Raw genomic sequence first — 17,813 nt, 5'->3', positions numbered from 1 at the left:
AAAAACCTCGCGCCATTACCCAAGACGGATCGATGGCGAGGCGCCGTCGATTGGGGGTGGGGCCAGCAGGGTGGAGCTGTCGACCGCAGGACTGGAGTGGCTGGTGCATGCTGCCGGGCATGAACTGATGCTGTTCGCATCGGTCGGCATCCTGCTGATCGGGCTCGACGACCTGCTTTTCGACGCGTTGTGGATCGCGAGCCGGCGCGCGGCACCGGTCCCTTTCTCCGCGCCGTCGCGGCTCGACGGGACGATCGCGATATTCCTGCCGGCGTGGAAGGAAGACGCCGTGCTCGCCGCAACCCTGCGGCGGACGCTCGCGGCATGGGACGGCGAAGATTTCCGGCTCTACGTCGGCTGCTATCCCAACGATGCGGCAACGCTTTTCGCGGTATCGCCGCTGATTGCCCGCGATCCCCGGTTGCGCCTCGTGATCGGCGGGGAGGACGGGCCGACCACCAAGGGCGACAATCTCAACCGGATGTGGGCGGCGCTGGGCGAAGACGAACGCGCGGAAGGGCGGCGCTTTGCCGCGATCGCGCTCCACGATGCTGAGGATCATGTCCATCCGGAGGAACTCGACCTCTATCGCCGCCATCTCGGCGCCTATGCGATGGTGCAGATTCCGGTGGTGCCGATCGTCGGCCGCGGCCCGCAATGGATCGCCGGCCATTATGGCGACGAATTTGCCGAAGCGCATGGCAAGGAGCTGGTGCTGCGTTCGCGGCTCGGCCTGCCGATCCCGTCGGCGGGCGTCGGCTGCGCGCTCACCCGCAATGCGCTGGCTCTCCTCGCGCTCGACCGCGGCGGCGAACCCTTTCGCGCCGATAGCCTGACCGAGGATTATGAGGTCGGCATGCTGATCGCCGGCTATGGTCTTGCGGCGCGTTTCGTCGATGCACCCGGCACCCGCGGCGGGCGGATCGTGTCGCAGGGCGAATTTCCCGACGAATGGGAAAAATCGGTGAAGCAGAAGTCGCGGTGGATCACCGGAATCGCGCTCGCCGGCTGGGAGCATCTCGGCTGGCTCAGACCGGCTGCGCCGAACGAGCCGGCGAGCCGGACATGGTTGATCCGCTGGATGCTATGGCGCGACCGGCGCGCGCCGCTCACCGCGACCATCCTGCTCGCTGCCTATGCCGCCTTCGTGCTCGTCACCGTCGGGTTCACCGGCGAAGTCCTGCTCGGCTGGCGTCCCGTAACCTCCGATGCGGCAATGGACCTGCTCCTCGGGCTCAATGCGATGCTGCTGATGTGGCGGCTCGGCATGCGCGGCTATTTCACGGCGCGATGCTATGGCTGGCGGCAGGGCGTCTTTTCCTTTCCGCGGGCGCTGGTCGCCAACATCATCGCGATCCTCGCGGCGCGCCGGGCCATCGTCGCCTATTGGCGGATTCTTCGCTCGGGACAGATCGTGTGGGAAAAGACCGAGCATCGCGAAGCGGGATGTGAGCCAGCGCCGGTGACCGTGCGGTGACGGCCGCGCGCCGATCGGGGCTGCGGCCGCTGCGCGACGCGCCGGCGCTGCGTTTCCTTGCGCTGTTTCTTGGCGCGTGGGTCGCGGTTCGGGTGGGAGCGCTCTGGAATCCGGCGGTTCCCATACCCCCGCCCGCGCACCCGCGATGGGCCGCGCCGTCGCCGTTTGCGGCAGTGCCAGCGCCCTCGATCGGCGGGAAGCATGCGGACGCGCTGCCCACGCTCGTGTCATCGTGGACCCGGCCGCCTGTTTCCCCGCCGCCCATGCTCGCCGCACAAATCCGCGGTGCTCCGGCACTGTTATCGGCGGCGGAGGAAAAGCCGGCGCCCGGCGGTTATAGCGCCGATCGCCACAGCCTTCGGATTGCGCTCATGGCCCGGCTGCTCCCTGCACCGCTCGGTGGCAATGCACGAACGGCGCTACCGGCCGGAAGCCTCGCGTGGTCGCCGGTTCCCGCGGCGGAGCGCGCGGAGCCAGGGCAAGCCAAGCACTTCTGGATGCAGCGGCAGCTTGCCGGCTGGTCGCTCGGTGGATGGCTGTACCTGCGGCAGGGGAGTGGCGACGCGCCCGGCGGGATCGCGGGGCCTGGCCAGTTAGGCGGCAGCCAGGCCGGGCTGCGGCTTGCCCATGGTCTCGGCGAAACGGGCCGCGCCCGCGCCTACGCGCGCGCGACGATGGCCGTCCAGCGCCAGCGGCAGCGCGAAATCGCTTTGGGATTTGCCTATGCACCGGTGGCGCGCTGGCCCGTCGACATCGCGATCGAACAGCGGCTGGCCATCGGCCCGGAGGGCCGCACGGCGCTGGCCGCGATGGTCAGCGGCGGGGTGAGCGGGGCGGCGCTGCCCGGCGGGTTCCGGCTCGACGCTTATGGGCAGGCGGGGCTCGTCGGTGCGCGTCGCCGCGACGGATTCGTCGACGGCGCCGTGGTGGTCGACCGGCGGCTAGGCCCTGATGAAAACGCTCCGCTGCGGCTCGGCGCGCTTGCGGCGGGTGCGGCCCAGCCGGACGCGGCACGCGTCGATGTCGGTCCGCGGCTGACCGTGCGCCTCCCAAAGCTGGGCGAAGGCAGCCGGATCGCGCTCGACTGGCGGCAACGTGTCGCCGGCGATGCGGCGCCCGCAAGCGGCCTGGCGCTGACCCTCGCTGCCGACTTCTGAATTTTGCCGAAAATTTAGGCTAAGGTGCGGATTCCCCACCCCTCAAAAATGGTCTAGGATCGCAGTAACCGGCGCGGTTCCAGCGCCGCGAAAGCATCTCGGGGCCCATGGACCTTTACCTTCCCGTCGCTAATCTGTCGGTCAATGCGTTGGTCATCATCCTGCTCGGCGGCGGTGTGGGGTTCCTGTCGGGCATGTTCGGAGTCGGCGGCGGCTTCCTGACGACCCCGCTGCTGATCTTCTACGGCATCCCGCCGACCGTCGCGGCGGCATCGGCGGCGACGCAGGTGACGGGCGCCAGCGTGTCGGGCGTGATGGCGCATCTCGAACGCGACGGCGTCGACCTGCGCATGGGCGCGGTGCTCGTGGCGGGCGGCCTCCTCGGCTCGCTGATCGGCGCCGGGCTGTTCGAATTGCTCACCGCCTGGGGCCAGATCGATACGACGATCAACATCCTGTACGTCGCCCTGCTCGGTACCGTCGGCAGTTTCATGGGGCGCGAGGCATGGGGTTCGTACCGCGCGGCGCAGGCGGGGCTTCCCGCGCCGGCGCGCAAGCGGCGCCACCACCCGATGGTCGCGAACCTGCCGCTTCGCTGGCGTTTCTATCGCTCCGGGCTCTATATCTCGCCGCTCGCGCCGCTCTTGCTCGGCATGGCGGTCGGCATCCTGACCATGCTGCTCGGCGTCGGCGGCGGTTTCATCATGGTCCCGGCGATGCTCTACCTGCTCGGCATGGGGACGCAGGTCGTCGTTGGCACCTCGCTGTTCCAGATATTGTTCGTGACGATCGCGACGACGATGGTCCATGCGATGACGACCGGCGCGGTCGACATCGTGCTGGCGGGGCTGCTGCTGCTCGGTAGCGTCACCGGGGCTCAGTTCGGCGCCCGTTTCGCACAAAAGGTGAAGCCCGAATATCTGCGCATGGCGCTCGCGGCGATCGTGTTGCTCGTCGCACTGCGCATGGCGGTCGATCTCTTTATCCGCCCCGAAGAAATCTACACGGTGCAATGAGGAACGCGTGCGCCTTGGCCCTGGCGTGCGCGGCGCTGCTGCTCCCGGCCGCGGCTGCGGCGCAGGGGAGCGATCCGCGGCTGGTCCCCGACGTGTCGAGCCGCGCCATCGATATCCAGTACAGCTTTACCGGCGAGGAACTGCTGCTGTTCGGCGCGATCCTCTATCCGGGACAGCGGCTGCCCGACGACCGCGCCGATATCGTCGTGGTGTTGAAGGGGCCGGTGCGCCCGATCGTGCTGCGCGAAAAGCGCCGCGTCGCGGGCATCTGGGTCAACGCCAACAGCATCCGCCTGCGCACCTCGCCGGGCTTTTATGCCATCGGCTCGTCGCGCCCGATCGACAAGCTGGTCGACGAACGCACCGCCGCGATCTTCGAACTGGGGCTAAACAACCTGTCGATGTCGCCGAGCGGCTTTTCGGAGGCGAAGAAGCTCGAGCGTTTCGAGGGCGGGCTGATCGATCTTTATCGCCGCCTCGGGCTTTTCTATGAAAATCCGGCGGCGGTCGAAATCAGCGAAGGCGTGCTCTACCGGGCGCGTATCCCGGTGCCGGCGCGCGTCCCGGTCGGCACCTATCGCGCCGAAACCTATCTGATCAGCCGCGGCCGCGTGCTCGCGGTGGCATCGCGCGACGTCCAGATCCGCAAGGCAGGCTTCGAACGCTTCGTCGCGCTCGCGGCGCAGCGTCACGGCTTTCTCTACGGGCTGGCGGCAGTGCTGCTGTCGCTCGTCCTCGGGTGGGGTGCATCGGCGATTTTCCGCCGCCGTTAGGGCGAACTTGGGGCGCTGCGGACGACCATAAGCGCTTTATTTACCAACTGGTGCGATATGTTGTCCGGGACCAATTTGAGGCGGGGCAACGGAATGGACAGCCAGGGCGGCGCGATCGGCGCCGGGGACATGACGGCGGCACAGCACGTCCGGCTCGCCGGCGGCGGCACCGTCGCTCCTGCTGCGCCCGTTGCGCCGGTGACGGCGCATCATCGCGACGACCTGCTGATCGGCGAAGTGATCGATATTTCGGGTTCGGCGTCGCGTATCCTGATCGATTCCGCCGTGATCGGCCAATTGTCGTCGTCGACCGACATGGCGGTCGCGATGGCGGGACAGGTCGGCGCGCAGGTCAAGGTCCGCGTCGGCAATGTGTGGCTCGTCGCGAGCATCCGCGACCAGCAGCTCCACGAACAGGGACAGGGCGTCATCGTCGCCTCGATCGACTTTCTCGGCGAAGGCGACGAGGAAAAGATCACCGGCCGCATCCATAATTTCCGTCGTGGCGTCACACGCTACCCGGTGCCGGGCGGCAAGGTTTATGCGGCGACCAGCGCCGATCTCAAGCAAATCTATGCCGCCGACGAACGCGCGCATGTCGAGATCGGGACCGTCTATCCGACCAAGGATATTCGCGGTTCGCTCTATGTCGACGCGATGCTCGGCAAGCATTTCGCGCTCCTCGGTTCGACCGGTACCGGCAAGTCGACGAGCGCCGCGCTGATCCTCCACAAGATTTGCGAACTCGCGCCGCAGGGTCATATTGTGATGATCGACCCGCACGGCGAATATTCGGCGGCGTTCAAGGGCACCGGCGCGCTGTTCGACGTCGACAATCTCGCGATGCCCTATTGGCTGATGAATTTCGAGGAACATTGCGAGGTGTTCGTCACCAGCGAGGGCCGCGACCGGCAGGGTGACTGTGACGTGCTCGCCAAATGCCTGTTGCAGGCGCGGCAGAAGAACCGGCTCGCCGAGGGGATGAACAAGATCACCGTCGATTCGCCGATTCCCTATCTGCTCTCCGATCTCCTCAGCATTCTCAGCAACGAGATGGGCCGGCTCGACAAGGCGACGTCGAGCGCGCCCTTCATGCGGATCAAGGGCAAGATCGAGGAAATGCGCGCCGACCCGCGCTATAACTTCATGTTCTCGGGCATGCTCGTCGCCGACACGATGGCGAATTTCATCGGCAAGATCTTCCGCCTGCCGTCCGACGGCCGGCCGATCTCGATCATCGACGTTTCCGGCGTGCCCTCCGACATCACCAGCGTCGTCGTCGCGGTGCTGTCGCGGCTGACCTTCGACTATGCGATCTGGTCGCGCGGCGAGCCGCAGCGGCCGATCCTGCTCGTCTGCGAAGAGGCGCACCGCTACATCCCGGCGAAGGACGTCGGGCAGGGGCAGGCGGTGCGCAAGATTCTCGAACGGATCGCCAAGGAAGGCCGTAAATATGGCGTGTCGCTGGGCCTGATCACCCAGCGCCCGTCGGACCTTGCCGAGGGCGTGCTGTCGCAGTGCGGCACGATCATCTCGATGCGCCTCAACAACGAACGCGACCAGCATTTCGTCAAGGCGGCGATGCCCGAGGGGGCGCGCGGCTTCATCGATTCGATCCCGGCGCTCCGCAACCGCGAATGCATCGTCTGCGGCGAGGGCGTATCGATCCCGATCCGCGTCTATCTCGACACGCTCGAAGAAGAAAAGCGGCCTGCGTCGAGCGACCCGCTGTTCTCGAAGCTTTGGCGCGAGACCGGCGGCGAAGCCGAGATACTCGAACGCGTCGTCAAGCGCTGGCGCAGCCAGGGGCGGTAAGAGCCTCCGTCAGTTTCCGTTCGTGTCGAGCGAAGTCGAGACACCCCGATGGCAAGCGCCAGACCGATGGGCATCCCGACTTCGCTCGATGCAAATGGGATTTCAGGGTTAGCCCTTCGGCGGCTCCCACAATTCGATCGGATTACCCTCCGGATCGTGGACGCGTGCGAAACGACCGACCGACGGGTCGTCCCACTCCTTCTTGGTGATGATCTCATCGCCCGCGGCGCGGAACGGCGCCAGCACCGCGTCGAGATCGTCGACGCGCAGGTTGATCATATACTGGCGGTCGGCCGCGAAATAATCGGTATCCGCCTTGAAGGGCGAAAAGACGAGTGGGCCGGCGGTGACGTTCCACACCCATTCGTTCGGCGGGACGCTCTCGTCGGCGCTGCAGCCGCCGCCGACGCCGAGCCGATCGCGGTACCAGGCGTTGAGCGCGGCGGGATCGCGCGCCCGGAAAAACAATCCGCCGATGCCTTTGACATGTCCCATGGCCATCCTCCCTGATGGTGGTGATGCGACGAGACTAGGAGGCTTCGGTCAGCGAATCCACTCTCCGCTTTTCTGGAACTCTTCCTTAATCTGCCCCGACTGGTTGAGCCGCGGATCGCTGTAGGTCACCGGCGGCGTGGCGGGCGCCGGCGCGGCCGGCGTGCCGATATCGCGGCCCTGCTGCGCCATCGTGCCCGGCATCGGCGCCGGTGCGACATCGGGTAGCGGCGCCGCGGCGGCGGGGCCGGTGATCGCCGGCAGCGGTCCGGCGCCGGGTGCGATCCCCTGTCCTTTCAGGATCGCGAGTTGCTGCGCGACGGGCAGATAGGGGCCCGGCACCGGCTCGCGGCCGAGATAGGGCGCGCGGAAGGCGTCGGGCATGCCCCAGCGGCCGCGCCAGCGATGGAAGATATGCGCGCCGACGATATTCGTCATCACCAGGCTCTTTCCCCAGCGCGGCCAGATCGCCGTCGTGTGATAATGGGTCGCGAGGCCAACCTTGGGGAAGACATAGCCGCCGAGCGCCGCCGACGCGATGCGGCTCGCGCGCAGCCAGTTGGGTTTGCTCGGCGCGCGCGCCATCGCGCCGTCGCAACTGAAGGTGAACTGGCACACGCCCGCGCGCTGCGACCCCTGGAAGACGACGCCGCAAATCGTGCTGGGAAAGCTCGGGTGACGGGCGCGGTTGATAATCACCTGCGCGACGCCGCGCATGCCGTCGTCGCTTTCGGACGCGGCCTCGTAATAGATCGCCGAGGTCAGGCAATAATGGGCGCGTTCACGGTCGAGCGCTGTCACGCCGCGAAAGACATAGCTTTTGGCCGGCGGCCCGACGAAGGCCTCGTCGCGCAGCGCCGCCGGGTCGGCGGGGGGAAGCGCCGTCGCATCGGCATAGCCGACGCTGTTCGGGTCGGGCAGCGTCGGGTCGATCTTCAGCGCCGCCTCATAGTCCTCGGCGTTCATCACCGCCCAGCGTGCGGGGTCATAGGTTTTGAAGCTCAGCGGCACGGTGACGCTGTACGGCCCGAACGGCGTATAGTCGCGCAGCCGTCCGCTCGCGAGCGCGAGGCCGAGGCACGCGACGATCACCGCCGCCGCCAGCGCGGTCCAGAACGAGCGGTCGGGTCCGGCGGGCTTCGGCGCCACCGGATCGAGCCACGCCGAGCGGGCCGTGAGGTTGAGTTCGGGCTTCATCCGCGTGTCGAAATTCCCATCCCGCCGCCGCACGACCGATTCGCGTGGAGGCGGGTCAGCCTGCATTATGCCCTGAAACGCCAATAAAATGTTTCATTCTCGATCGCATGTCCCGCAGGGGCACAGGCGCGCCGGCGCCGGTTAAGCGGTTCCGCCGCTCTGGCAAGCGATCGGTGGCGGGATAATGGCGCAAATGCGTCGCTTCAGGCCGTTGGCGTCGAATCGTCGACCGAATCGGGATCGTCCGCCGGTTCGCCGTCGGAGGTCGCGAGGAAGATGACCAGCCGCCCGTCGTCCGGCCGGCGCATCACCGTCACGAACAGCGAGGGCGTGCCAACCGCAAGTTCGGCTGCGGCCCGATCGTCCTGAAAGCGGATGTCGGCGCCGGCGATTTCTTCCCGCTGCGCCTCATCGGCAAAATATTCGTCGGGGCTATCGCCCGGCTGGAGGATGCCCCGCACATCGACATTGAACCGGTCCTGCGCGAGGATCGCGGCGGGATCGGTGAGCGCCGCGCCATCGCTGTCGATCCGGTCGGGCTCGCCGATCGTCGCGCCATATTCGGCCACATAGTCGAGGCCTTCGTCGGGATCGGCGTCTTGCGCCTGTGCTTGCGCGGCCATCAGTGCCGCCGATGCAAGCAGGGTGCGGGAAAGGAATTTCAAGGCGGCCTCCTTCGTCAAATCGGCTATTTCTTCATTTCGGCGAGGGCCTGATAGGCATCGTGGACGAACGCGCCCTTCTGCGTCGCATCGAAGGTCGCGGTGACGGTGCATTTGGTTCCCGTGTCCTTGCAGCGTTGCTCGGCATGTTTCCGGGCCTCCTTATAATCGGGGCTCGACCCGACCCGGATCGACCGGCTCGTATCGACCGCGATGGTCAGAAAAGCGTCGGAAATCGTCCGGACCGCCTTGCACTTCGCACCGCTGTCGCGTTCGCATTGGGTTACCGCAGCGGTTTCGGCATCCTTGCCGCTCGTATAGCCCGAATTGACCCATATTTTCGAGCCCCAGTCACCCTCGGCGCTGCCGCTGTCGACCCACGCGGTCGATGCATAGATGCGATGGAAATTGCCCTTCGGTGGAAAGACGATCGCCTGGCTGACCGGATAGCCGATCTCTTCGATCCACGACGGCGAGTTGGTCGTGTTGATGACCTCGCAGATCGCCTGCTGCTCCTTCACGCACAGTTTCTCGACCTCCTTCCTCGCCTTGCCGTCGCTCGCCCCAGTGGCGGCCCACAGGGTGCCGAGGCCGTCGCGCGCGATGGCGATCGAGCCGTTGGCGGCGCCCGGCGTCAGCGTGCAGCCGGGGCCCATCGCCGCGGCGCAGGCGGCGAGCGCGGCTTCGCCCGCGGCGTCGGCGCTGCGATAGCCCGCGGCGGTCCAGACATCCGACGCTTCGGGGTGCCACGCCGCGACATAATAGCTGTTCACCCATTGCGTCGGCGGCTCCTGCGGCACCGGCGCCGCCGCTTCGTCGCGCACGCACAGCGGCACCCCGGCGACGCCATTGCCGCCCGGCGTCATGCCGACCATCCGCTCGCCGGGGCCCGGGCCGTTGCAGGGATAGGCCTGCGCCATCGCGGGTCCGGCCGGGAGGAGCAGGGCAAGCAGCGTCGCGGCGAGAAAGGCCAGAACGACGGCGGTCTTTCGGGGGCGGTCGACAAGGGTTTGCATGGAAAGGATAATTCCTTCGATCAGTGTAGTCTCTTTCGTTTCACATGTCGAAGCCCGGCGGGCTGTGATCGTCACCATAGACGGACTCGCTTGCCTCGCTCCTTGGCCGCCACGGCTTTCGTCGGATCGGCGCGACCGGCGGCGACGAAGGACGGATTCATCCGTCGCGGATCGGCAAGATCCGTATCATCCGGCAGGACGACAGCGCCGATGCGGTCCACCTCTACGATCTCGACGGCGACCGGCTGTTCTGGTTCGACGAGGAGGTTATCCTCTGGCCCTATGAGCGCTGGGCCGGGCGATTGGCTGCGGCCTGGCCGCATATTGCGGTCGAGGTCGTCGATTGACCCGGACAGGGCTGCCCGGCGGCCGGATCAGGCAATAATATCGGCGTGGAACCAGTCGCCGCGCGGCGATGCTTCGATCGGCAGCCCGAACAGACGGGTGAGCGTGGCGCTGGTCAGCAGCCGGTCTTTGGTGCCGTCTTCGTCGATCCGGCCACCGCGCAATGTCACGATCCGCGAGATTTCGGGCAATATCTCCTCGATATGATGGGTGATCAGCAGCAAGGTCGTGCCGCCGCGCGCGACGGCGCGCAGCATGTCGAGGAAATGGTGCCGCGCCGCGGGATCGAGCCCGGCGCACGGTTCGTCGAGCAGCAGGGCGCGGGGCCGGTGGGCGAGGGCGCGGGCGATCAGGACGCGGCGCGCTTCGCCGGTCGACAGGCTTGCCATGCTGCGCCCGGCTAGATGCGCCGCGCCGACGTCCGCGAGCGCGGCGTGCGACGCTTCGCGCATTGCTGCGGTCACCTCGTTATGCGCCCATAGCCCGCGCGCCGCGAAAAAGCCCGAGACGACGCAATCGACGACTTCGAGCGGCGGATCGGCGTCGAAATCGAGCTGCATCGTCGAGGAGACAATCCCGAGCAATTTCCGGAGGTCGAAGACATTCCAGTTGTCCTGCCCGAAAATCCGCACCTGCCCGCCGTAAGGCGGATAGATCTGGCGCGTGATCAGCTTGACCAGCGTCGACTTCCCCGAGCCGTTGGCCCCCAGAATGGCGGTGCTTTCGCCGGGGTAGAGGGTCAGCGCGGGAAGGTCGAGGATACAGGTCTCGTCCGCCATCACACGGGCGTTGGCGATCGAAAGCAGGGGAGCGGTGTCGGACATGGCGCCGCCATGAGCATGGCGCGGCGCGATAGGGAAGAGGGAATTGCGGGTTGCGGATGTGGGAGCGAGGTGCCGGTGGCCGATATGGCGTGGTGAGCGGGCGTTCGTTGCCCTCATTCGTCATCCCGGACTTGATCCGGGATCCATCGCTGCGCTGAAGTCATGGACCCCGGATCAAGTCCGGGGTGACGATGATGGATGAGGCAGCTCGCAGCCGCAACCGATCATCCAAACAAAAAGGGCCCGCATTCGCGTCGAATGCGGGCCCTTTTTGTCGCCAATGCGGCGCGATCAGCCGGCGATATGCTCGGCCAGCACGGTCAGGCCGGCTTCGTTGACCTCGGCAAAGCCGCCTTCGACCTCGATCGTTTCGGGCGCCGCGCCGTTGGTCGCATAGATCGTCAGCGGGCCGTTGCGCAGCGTCGCCATGAACGGCGCATGGCCTTCGAGCACCGAGAAATCGCCTTCGCTGCCCGGCACGGTGACCATATAGACATCGCTCGACCGTTCGAGGCGGGCGGGGGTGACGAGTTCGAACTTCAGGGCCATTTTCAAATCCTTGGCCCCCTCCCCGTGCGGGGAGGGGCGATAGGTCTATTATGCGGCGTCGGCGGCCAGCTTGGCAGCCTTGGCGACCGCTTCCTCGATCCCGCCGACCATGTAGAAGGCCGCTTCGGGGAGGTGGTCATATTCGCCGTCGACAACGGCCTTGAACGACTTCACCGTGTCTTCGATCGCGACGAACTTGCCGGGGATGCCGGTGAAGACTTCGGCGACGTGGAACGGTTGGCTCAGGAAGCGCTGGATCTTGCGCGCGCGGGCGACGACCAGCTTATCTTCTTCCGACAGCTCGTCCATGCCGAGGATCGCGATGATGTCCTGCAGCGACTTGTATTTCTGCAGCGTTTCCTGAACGCGGCGGGCGGTCTCGTAATGCTCCTGCCCGACGGTCGCGGCGGTTAGCACGCGCGAGGTCGAATCGAGCGGATCGACCGCGGGATAGATGCCGAGTTCCGAAATCGCACGGCTCAGCGTCGTCGTCGCGTCCAAGTGAGCGAAGGAGGTTGCGGGAGCCGGGTCGGTAAGATCGTCCGCGGGAACGTAGATGGCCTGCACCGAGGTGATCGAGCCCTTGGTGGTCGAGGTGATGCGTTCCTGCAGCGCGCCCATGTCGGTCGACAGGGTCGGCTGGTAACCCACCGCCGAAGGAATACGGCCGAGCAGCGCCGACACTTCCGAACCCGCCTGCGTGAAGCGGAAGATGTTGTCGACGAAGAACAGCACGTCCTGGCCTTCTTCGTCGCGGAAATATTCGGCCATCGTCAGACCCGACAGCGCGACGCGGGCGCGGGCGCCCGGGGGCTCGTTCATCTGGCCGAACACCAGTGCCACCTTCGACCCGTCGGGGGTCGGGTTGCCGTCGGCGTCCTTGGCGATAACGCCGGCGTCGAGGAATTCGTGATACAGGTCGTTGCCTTCGCGGGTGCGTTCACCGACGCCCGCGAACACCGACACGCCGCCGTGGCCCTTGGCGATGTTGTTGATCAGTTCCTGAATGAGAACCGTCTTGCCGACGCCGGCGCCGCCGAACAGGCCGATCTTGCCGCCCTTGGCATAGGGCGCGATCAGGTCGATGACCTTGATGCCGGTGACGAGGATCGCGGCTTCGGTCGACTGGTCGACGAATTCGGGAGCCTTGGCGTGGATCGGCGCGGTCGTCGCGGCGTTCACCGGACCGCGTTCGTCGATCGGGTCGCCGATGACGTTGAGAATGCGGCCGAGCGTCTGCGGGCCGACCGGAACCGAAATCTGCGCGCCGGTGTCGGTCACCGGCTGGCCGCGGGTCAGACCGTCGGTCGCGTCCATCGCGATGGTGCGGACGGTGTTCTCGCCGAGGTGCTGCGCGACTTCGAGGACAAGGCGGTTGCCGTTGTTGTCGGTTTCGAGCGCGTTCAGAATGGCCGGCAGGGTGCCGGTGAACTGGACGTCGACGACGGCGCCGATGACCTGTGCGACACGGCCCGTGGCGGTGCCGGCGGTTGCGGCGGCCTTGGGAGCGGCGGCCTTCTTCGGCGCAGCAGCCTTGGGCGCGGCGGCCTTCTTGGCAGGAGCCTTCTTTTCAGCGGGAGCGGTTGCCATGGTCTTCTTCCTTGGGTTGATCGATTACAGCGCTTCGGCGCCGTTTTCTTCGTGTTGCTACAGCGCTTCCGCGCCAGCAATGATTTCGATGAGTTCGGTGGTGATCGCCGCCTGACGCGTGCGGTTGTAAACGATGGTCAGCTTGTTGATCAGGTCGCCCGCGTTGCGCGTCGCATTGTCCATCGCGGTCATCGACGCGCCCTGTTCGGATGCGGCATTTTCCAGCAGGCCCTTGAAGATCTGAATCGTGACGTTGCGCGGCAAGAGGTCGGCGAGGATCGCTTCCTCGTCGGGCTCATATTCGACCGCGGCGCCGCTCGACGTCGGGACGTCTGCCGGCGGCGGAACCGGGATCATCTGCTGGCCGGTGGCGATCTGGAGCAGCGCCGAGCGGAACTTCGAGTAGAAGAGATGCGCGACGTCGAAGGCGCCGGCCTCGTAAAGCTCCATCACCTTCGCCGAGATGTCGCTCGCCTGTTCGAAGCCGATGTCGCGGATGCCGGTGGTTTCGTAATTCTCGATGATCTGGCCGGGGAAGAGGCGGGCGATCACCGGTCGGCCCTTGCGGCCGACGAGGAAGAAGACGACCTTCTTGCCCTGCGCCTGCAGCTCGAGCGCCTTGTCGCGCGCGGCCTTGACGATGTTCGAGTTGAACGCGCCGGCAAGCCCGCGGTCGCTGTTGAGCACGACGAGCAAGTGCGTGTCGCTCTTGCCGGTGCCCGAGAGCAGCTTCGGCGCCGAATCCGACGCGCCGACCTTCGACGCGAGGCTCGCGACGACGCGTTCGAGACGCTCGGCATAGGGGCGCGCGGCTTCGGCGGCCGCTTGTGCTTTGCGCAGCTTGGCGGCGGCGACCATCTTCTTGGCCTTGGTGATCTTCTGGGTCGATTTGACCGAGACGATCCGCCCTTTGAGTTCCTTAAGCGATGCCATTACGGCCCCTCTTGTTCGTCAGCCCGGCGCGAAGGCCGGGCTCACGGTAACTTGGCTTACGCGAAAATCTTGCCGAACGCTTCGAGCGCCGCGACCAGACCCTTCTTGGCGTCGTCGCCAAGGTCCTTGGTGTCGCGGATCGTCTTCAGCACGTCGGCGTGGTCGCTGCGCAGATAGGCGAGCATCGCCTGTTCGTAACGCGACACGTCGGTCGTCGCGACATTGTCGAGATAGCCGTTGGTGCCGGCGAAGATCGACGCGGTCTGCTCTTCGAACGGCATCGGCTGGAACTGCGGCTGCTTCAGGAGCTGCGTCAGGCGCGCGCCGCGGTTCAGCAGCTTCTGCGTCGAGGCGTCGAGGTCCGAACCGAATTGGGCGAAGGCTTCCATTTCGCGATATTGCGCGAGCTCGAGCTTGATCGAGCCCGACACTTTCTTCATCGCCTTGGTCTGCGCGGCCGAGCCGACGCGGCTCACCGACAGGCCGACGTTGATCGCGGGGCGGATACCGGCGTTGAACAGGTTGGTTTCGAGGAAGATCTGGCCGTCGGTGATCGAAATCACGTTGGTCGGGATGTACGCCGAAACGTCGCCCGCCTGCGTTTCGATGATCGGCAGCGCGGTGAGCGAACCCGAGCCATTGTCGCTGTTCATCTTCGCGGCGCGCTCGAGCAGGCGGCTGTGGAGATAGAAAACGTCGCCCGGGTAAGCTTCGCGGCCCGGCGGGCGGCGGAGCAGCAGCGACATCTGGCGATAGGCGACGGCCTGCTTCGACAAGTCGTCGTACACGATCACGGCGTGCATGCCGTTGTCGCGGAAGAATTCGCCCATCGTCACGCCGGCGTAGGGCGCGAGATACTGCAGCGGAGCGGGCTCCGAAGCGGTTGCGGCGACGACGATCGAATATTCCATCGCGCCATTTTCTTCGAGCTGGCGGACGATCTGCGCGACGGTCGAGCGCTTCTGGCCGACGGCGACGTAGATGCAATAGAGCTTCTTGCTCTCATCGTCGCCCGCGTTGACGTCCTTCTGGTTGATGAAGGTGTCGATCGCGACGGCGGTCTTGCCGGTCTGGCGGTCGCCGATGATCAGTTCGCGCTGGCCGCGGCCGACGGGGACGAGCGCGTCGAGCGCCTTGAGGCCGGTCTGGACGGGTTCGTGCACCGAGGTGCGCGGGATGATACCCGGCGCCTTGACTTCGACGCGCATGCGCTTGTCGGCCTTGATCGGGCCCTTGCCGTCGATCGGGTTGCCGAGGCCATCGACGACGCGGCCGAGCAGGCCCTTGCCGACGGGAACGTCGACGATCGTGCCGGTGCGCTTGACGGTGTCGCCTTCCTTGATCTCGCTGTCCGAGCCGAAGATCACGATACCGACGTTGTCGGCTTCGAGGTTGAGCGCCATGCCCTTCACGCCGTTGGCGAATTCGACCATTTCACCGGCCTGGACGTTGTCGAGGCCGTGGACGCGGGCGATGCCGTCGCCGACCGACAGAACCTGGCCGATTTCGCTGACCGTGGCGTCGGTCCCGAAATTGGCGATCTGGTCCTTGATGACCTTGCTGATTTCAGCGGCGCGGATTTCCATTGTTTAGCCTTTCATCGCCTGTGCGAAGCTATTGAGACGGGTACGGATGCTGCCGTCGATCAGCTGGCTGCCCAGCTGGACGACGAGGCCGCCGAGAATGGCGGGGTCGACGGTCGTCGCGACGGTGACGTCGCGTCCGACACGGGATTTGAGGTTGGCGGTCAGCGCCTTGAGCTGCTCGGCCGTCAGCGGATGCGCGCTGGTGACCTGCGCCGTCACTTCGCCGCGGTGCTGGGCGACGATCGCTTCATAGGCGCCGATCATGCCGCCGAGGTCGGCGAGGCGGCGATTCTCGGCGAGCACGCCGAGGAACTTGGCGGTCAGCGAATCGAGCTTCAGCGTCTTGGCGACCGCGGCGACGGCCTTGGCGGCGTCGGCGCGGCCGACGACCGGGCTCTGGGTCAGTGCCGTGAGGTCGGCCGAATCGGCAAGGCCGGCTTTCAGCGTCGCAAGGCTCTTGGCGACCGCATCGATCTGATTCGATTCGCGGGCCAGATCGAACAGCGCGACCGCATAACGGCCCGCGAGGCCCGCCGTGATGTTGCCCTGAATGCCGCCGGAATTCTCCACGCGCGAAAGTCCTTTGCTACGATCCCGTGGGGGATGGGTCGCGCGCTTTTGTGGGGGATTCGACGAATGCCCCCCGCGCGAAGTCGCGGCGCGCCTAGCAACGATTTTGCTGCAATGCAAGGCGGGGGTTGGGACTCATTCCGCCCCCCGGCCGATCACGCTCGCGCCGAGCTTGTCGAAGGATCGATCTTTCTTCAAAGACCATCGGGAAAAGAGCGGTACTCCGATTAGCTCGGGACGAATGGAAGAGGATGGAACGATGGGCGAGATGATCCGCATGACGATGGACGATGGTGCGGAGATCGCCGTCTATCATGCCCAACCCGAAGGGGAGCGCCGCGGCGGGCTCGTCCTGATCCAGGAAATCTTCGGGGTCACCGATCATATCCGCGAGCTGTGCGACGAATATGCCGCCGACGGTTACGAGGTTTTGGCGCCCGCGCTGTTCGATCGCGAGCATCCGGGCTTCGAGAGCGATTATTCGGGGCCGCAGTTCGAGCGGGCGGTCGAACTCGCGCGCCATCTCCACCCGTTCGAGCAGAGCCTGAAGGACGCGCAGACCTGCGTCGATGCGCTGAAGGGCCGCGGTCCGGTCTTTATTACCGGCTATTGTTATGGCGGCTCGGTGGCCTGGCGGATGGCGCAGATCAGTCCCGACTTGGCCGCGGCGTCGGCCTATTATGGCAGCTTGGTCCCGACGCAGTTCGCCGATCAGGCACCCGGATGCGCGACGATCGCCCATTTCGGCCGCTATGACGCGGGCATCCCGATGGAAGGGGTCGAGGCGCTGATCGCGAAGGATCACCCGACCGCGCAGATCTTTGTCTATGACGCCAACCACGGCTTCAACAGCGACCGGCGCAAGGATTATCACGAGGCGTCGAGCGAGCTCGCGCGTGAACGGACGCTGATGCTGTTCAAGGCGTGCGGCGGGTGAGAATATTGGTCCAGCTTCTGCAGGGACTGTTCGTCTTTGGGCTCGTTGTCGCTGCGCTGCTCTATACGCAGCAGCGACGGATGATTTTTCCCGCGCCGCAGGATTATCCGCGCGCGGCGCTGCCCGGTTTCCGGCTCGTCCATACGGAGACGGAGGACGGGCTGCGGCTGATGGCCTTTTATCGCCCCGCGGCGCCGGGCAAGAAGACGATCCTCTTCTTCCATGGCAATGGCGACAATATGCGGGGCGCGATCGAGGCGACGCGCGGCCCGGGGGCGGCGGGGCATGGGCTGATGCTCGTCGAATATCGGGGCTATGGCGGCAATCCGGGGTCGCCCGGCGAGGCGGGATTCTATCGCGACGGCGCCGCGGCAATGCGGTGGCTCGGCGACGCGGGGGTGGCGCCGCATGATGTCGTCGTCGTCGGCAATTCGATCGGGTCGGGGCCGGCGACCGAGATCGCGCGGCATCACGAGGTCGCGGCGCTGATGCTCGTGTCGGGCTTTTCGGACCTGCCGTCGGTGGTACGACGGCAGGTGCCGTTCGTCCCGCGCTGGCTGGTGCGCGACCGGTTCGACAATGGCGCCAAGCTTGCGCGAGTGAAAGCGCCCGTTTTCCTGATGCACGGCGATGCCGACACGCTGGTGACGCCCGACAATCTCGACCGGCTGGTGCAGGCGCGGCGCGGTGCGACGGTCGCGCGCATCGCGGGGATCGGCCACGAGCTCGCCTATACCGCGCCCGCGCAGGCGCTGCTCACCAATTGGGTGGACGGGCTGCGCTAGAGTCTGTTCTGTTCAAATTGATCCGTAGCCCTGAGCTTGTCGAAGGGCGCTTCTCGCCGATAAGCGCCCCCTTCGACTGCCTTGCAGGC

At 66.2% G+C, this 17,813-nt stretch carries 17 protein-coding genes; 7 read left to right on the top strand and 10 right to left on the bottom strand.

Going from position 1 to position 17,813, the window contains the following annotated elements:
- Positions 1–70 precede the first annotated feature (70 nt).
- From AN936_RS16655 to AN936_RS16635, 5 genes are all read left to right on the top strand, one after another.
- Positions 71–1,477, top strand: a complete 1,407-nt coding sequence (locus AN936_RS16655) for a glycosyl transferase family protein (protein WP_054589092.1) — start codon at positions 71–73, stop codon at positions 1,475–1,477.
- 497 nt (positions 1,478–1,974) lie between these two features.
- Positions 1,975–2,634 (top strand): hypothetical protein, encoded by a 660-nt coding sequence (locus AN936_RS16650; RefSeq protein WP_158500106.1) that lies wholly within the window; start codon positions 1,975–1,977, stop codon positions 2,632–2,634.
- A 107-nt stretch (positions 2,635–2,741) separates the two neighbouring features.
- Positions 2,742–3,650 (top strand): sulfite exporter TauE/SafE family protein, encoded by a 909-nt coding sequence (locus AN936_RS16645; RefSeq protein ID WP_054589090.1) that lies wholly within the window; start codon positions 2,742–2,744, stop codon positions 3,648–3,650.
- Positions 3,647–4,423: a TIGR02186 family protein gene (locus tag AN936_RS16640; RefSeq protein ID WP_054589089.1), complete on the top strand. Its 777-nt coding sequence runs from the start codon at positions 3,647–3,649 to the stop codon at positions 4,421–4,423. The genes AN936_RS16645 and AN936_RS16640 overlap by 4 nt, the downstream gene beginning before the upstream one ends.
- Positions 4,424–4,516: 93 nt before the next feature.
- Positions 4,517–6,238, top strand: coding sequence for an ATP-binding protein (locus AN936_RS16635; RefSeq protein WP_149037697.1), 1,722 nt, complete (start codon positions 4,517–4,519; stop codon positions 6,236–6,238).
- A 108-nt stretch (positions 6,239–6,346) separates the two neighbouring features.
- On the opposite strand, the gene AN936_RS16630 is transcribed toward AN936_RS16635, so the two are convergent.
- The 10 genes from AN936_RS16630 to AN936_RS16585 all read right to left on the bottom strand — a co-directional run bounded on the left by AN936_RS16630 (position 6,347) and on the right by AN936_RS16585 (position 16,002).
- On the bottom strand, positions 6,347–6,733 hold the full coding sequence (locus AN936_RS16630) for a VOC family protein (protein WP_054589088.1): 387 nt from the start codon (positions 6,731–6,733) through the stop codon (positions 6,347–6,349).
- Between the two features lie 48 nt (positions 6,734–6,781).
- A complete protein-coding gene (locus AN936_RS16625; protein ID WP_234715608.1) occupies positions 6,782–7,993 on the bottom strand; it encodes a cell wall hydrolase in 1,212 nt (403 codons plus the stop codon).
- Between the two features lie 137 nt (positions 7,994–8,130).
- Positions 8,131–8,592: a hypothetical protein gene (locus AN936_RS16620; protein ID WP_149037696.1), complete on the bottom strand. Its 462-nt coding sequence runs from the start codon at positions 8,590–8,592 to the stop codon at positions 8,131–8,133.
- A gap of 23 nt (positions 8,593–8,615) precedes the next feature.
- Complete coding sequence (locus tag AN936_RS16615) at positions 8,616–9,605, bottom strand: DUF4189 domain-containing protein (protein WP_054589086.1); 990 nt, start codon at positions 9,603–9,605, stop codon at positions 8,616–8,618.
- 374 nt (positions 9,606–9,979) lie between these two features.
- Positions 9,980–10,774 carry an ABC transporter ATP-binding protein gene (locus AN936_RS16610; RefSeq protein ID WP_054589085.1) on the bottom strand — a complete coding sequence of 265 codons (795 nt, stop codon included), beginning with the start codon at positions 10,772–10,774 and terminating at the stop codon, positions 9,980–9,982.
- A 291-nt stretch (positions 10,775–11,065) separates the two neighbouring features.
- On the bottom strand, positions 11,066–11,323 hold the full coding sequence (locus AN936_RS16605) for an ATP synthase F1 subunit epsilon (RefSeq protein ID WP_054589084.1): 258 nt from the start codon (positions 11,321–11,323) through the stop codon (positions 11,066–11,068).
- Positions 11,324–11,371: 48 nt separating this feature from the next.
- Complete coding sequence (gene atpD / locus AN936_RS16600; RefSeq protein ID WP_084758446.1) at positions 11,372–12,913, bottom strand: F0F1 ATP synthase subunit beta; 1,542 nt, start codon at positions 12,911–12,913, stop codon at positions 11,372–11,374.
- A gap of 57 nt (positions 12,914–12,970) precedes the next feature.
- Positions 12,971–13,846 carry a F0F1 ATP synthase subunit gamma gene (locus tag AN936_RS16595; protein WP_054589083.1) on the bottom strand — a complete coding sequence of 292 codons (876 nt, stop codon included), beginning with the start codon at positions 13,844–13,846 and terminating at the stop codon, positions 12,971–12,973.
- A gap of 56 nt (positions 13,847–13,902) precedes the next feature.
- A complete protein-coding gene (gene atpA, locus AN936_RS16590; RefSeq protein ID WP_054589082.1) occupies positions 13,903–15,432 on the bottom strand; it encodes a F0F1 ATP synthase subunit alpha in 1,530 nt (509 codons plus the stop codon).
- 3 nt (positions 15,433–15,435) lie between these two features.
- The gene (locus AN936_RS16585; protein WP_054589081.1) at positions 15,436–16,002 is read right to left on the bottom strand and encodes a F0F1 ATP synthase subunit delta; all 567 of its coding nucleotides are present in this window, start codon (positions 16,000–16,002) and stop codon (positions 15,436–15,438) included.
- A 259-nt stretch (positions 16,003–16,261) separates the two neighbouring features.
- Here AN936_RS16585 and AN936_RS16580 point away from each other — a divergent pair, with 259 nt between their 5' ends.
- Positions 16,262–16,939 (top strand): dienelactone hydrolase family protein, encoded by a 678-nt coding sequence (locus AN936_RS16580; RefSeq protein ID WP_054590357.1) that lies wholly within the window; start codon positions 16,262–16,264, stop codon positions 16,937–16,939.
- Positions 16,936–17,724 (top strand): alpha/beta hydrolase, encoded by a 789-nt coding sequence (locus AN936_RS16575; protein ID WP_149037695.1) that lies wholly within the window; start codon positions 16,936–16,938, stop codon positions 17,722–17,724. Before AN936_RS16580 ends, AN936_RS16575 begins: the two co-directional genes overlap by 4 nt.
- The last annotated feature ends 89 nt before the right edge of the window (positions 17,725–17,813 follow it).

The organism is Sphingopyxis macrogoltabida (genome assembly GCF_001307295.1).
Taxonomy (GTDB): domain Bacteria; phylum Pseudomonadota; class Alphaproteobacteria; order Sphingomonadales; family Sphingomonadaceae; genus Sphingopyxis; species Sphingopyxis macrogoltabida_B.
This window is presented reverse-complemented; position numbering and strand designations above follow the sequence as displayed.

Bases quoted from the DNA above. Each gene is read 5' to 3' on its own strand.
- AN936_RS16615 (WP_054589086.1), bottom strand. From the start codon at position 9,605: ATGCAAACCCTTGTCGACCGCCCCCGAAAGACCGCCGTCGTTCTGGCC.
- AN936_RS16645 (WP_054589090.1), top strand. From the start codon at position 2,742: ATGGACCTTTACCTTCCCGTCGCTAATCTGTCGGTCAATGCGTTGGTC.
- AN936_RS16640 (WP_054589089.1), top strand. From the start codon at position 3,647: ATGAGGAACGCGTGCGCCTTGGCCCTGGCGTGCGCGGCGCTGCTGCTC.
- AN936_RS16650 (WP_158500106.1), top strand. From the start codon at position 1,975: ATGCAGCGGCAGCTTGCCGGCTGGTCGCTCGGTGGATGGCTGTACCTG.
- AN936_RS16625 (WP_234715608.1), bottom strand. From the start codon at position 7,993: ATGCAGGCTGACCCGCCTCCACGCGAATCGGTCGTGCGGCGGCGGGAT.
- AN936_RS16635 (WP_149037697.1), top strand. From the start codon at position 4,517: ATGGACAGCCAGGGCGGCGCGATCGGCGCCGGGGACATGACGGCGGCA.
- AN936_RS16595 (WP_054589083.1), bottom strand. From the start codon at position 13,846: ATGGCATCGCTTAAGGAACTCAAAGGGCGGATCGTCTCGGTCAAATCG.
- AN936_RS16610 (WP_054589085.1), bottom strand. From the start codon at position 10,774: ATGTCCGACACCGCTCCCCTGCTTTCGATCGCCAACGCCCGTGTGATG.
- atpA (WP_054589082.1), bottom strand. From the start codon at position 15,432: ATGGAAATCCGCGCCGCTGAAATCAGCAAGGTCATCAAGGACCAGATC.
- AN936_RS16580 (WP_054590357.1), top strand. From the start codon at position 16,262: ATGGGCGAGATGATCCGCATGACGATGGACGATGGTGCGGAGATCGCC.
- AN936_RS16630 (WP_054589088.1), bottom strand. From the start codon at position 6,733: ATGGGACATGTCAAAGGCATCGGCGGATTGTTTTTCCGGGCGCGCGAT.
- AN936_RS16605 (WP_054589084.1), bottom strand. From the start codon at position 11,323: ATGGCCCTGAAGTTCGAACTCGTCACCCCCGCCCGCCTCGAACGGTCG.
- atpD (WP_084758446.1), bottom strand. From the start codon at position 12,913: ATGGCAACCGCTCCCGCTGAAAAGAAGGCTCCTGCCAAGAAGGCCGCC.